This is a genomic window from Acutalibacter sp. 1XD8-33, assembly GCF_003612555.1.
Classification (GTDB): Bacteria; Bacillota; Clostridia; order Oscillospirales; family Acutalibacteraceae; genus Acutalibacter.
In genome coordinates, this window is the sequence record NZ_RAZF01000089.1 from 1 (window position 1) to 1,129 (window position 1,129).

The window sequence follows — 1,129 nt, forward strand, 5'->3', positions numbered from 1 at the left end:
TCACTTGCGGCGCTTCTGGCCATTCTGATGGTCGTCGCAATGATTCCGCTCAGTGCTGCGGCTGCGGATGAGGACCCGGCGCCAACCGGCCCGAAGGCCCCCACCCTGACGGTGAACAACCGCACCGCAACAACCCCCACGAGCGCGGACGAGGCGTATACCGTCACCGTGCAGGACGCGACAGTCGTGTCCATCTCGTGGGTATCCCAGGAAGGGTACACTCCTTTCCTGAAGGTGAAGGGAGGAGCGACGATCAATCCGCCCTTCCAGCGCCTGGACCTTGAGGTAGAGGGTAACCTCGTAGAGGGAACCACCGACACCTATGAGGTCACCTTCGGCCTGACCGACAACACCACCGGCGACGAGGTCGCTTCCTGGCCCCTGCGGATCAAGACCGAGATCACCGTGCCCAACGACGACACGCTGATCAAGGCCGTGTATCCCAACCAGGAGTTCCGGTCCGGCAATCGGGACTACAAGTTCTCCGGCATCAGCTATGTAAAGGATGACGAGAACCGGGTTATCACCATCACCCTGCCTCTGGGCATGACCTTTGCCAACGCGGGCTTCGGCGATGACACCACCAACCTCACCGTTGGCGGTGTTACCTATGGCCAGCACTTCGGCCAGGCTGATGGCGTGGTATTCGCCGACAACGGCATCTACGGCCAGGGCAACCAGCCTGCCGGCGCTCCCGACCGTGCCACCCAGAACCTGATGGCTCGCCGTGTATTCCAGACCAACTCCGTATACTCCACCCTGGACTACACCGCTCCCACCACCGTGAACGGCGACGGCCGTCTGACCGTTACCGCCCGTGATGGCCACAGCCAGAACTACACCGTGAAGTTCGTGCAGGAGGACGCCCTGAAGAATCTGGACGTGACCTGCACCCATGGCGGAGCCTCCGGCTTCATCACCGAGAATGCCGTTGGCGCTCCCACTGTGGACGAGAACGGCGTTGTGACCTACAATGTGGATATTCCCGACGCCCATTGGCACGGCGGCGCTGGCAGCCAGTGGACCGTCGGTTTCGACAAGGAAGCCAATGTTGTCCGCGTGGAAGATCCCTATGATTACGTCGGTGGCGGGTATGCAACCTCTCGCACCGCTTGGACCCGGAGCGGCA

General features: G+C 61.9%; 1 protein-coding gene. It reads left to right on the plus strand.

From position 1 onward, the window contains the following. Positions 1–39 precede the first annotated feature (39 nt). Positions 40–1,129, plus strand: a 1,090-nt coding sequence (locus D7X94_RS17945; RefSeq protein ID WP_147401780.1) for a hypothetical protein, incomplete at its 3' end; no start/stop codon positions are given.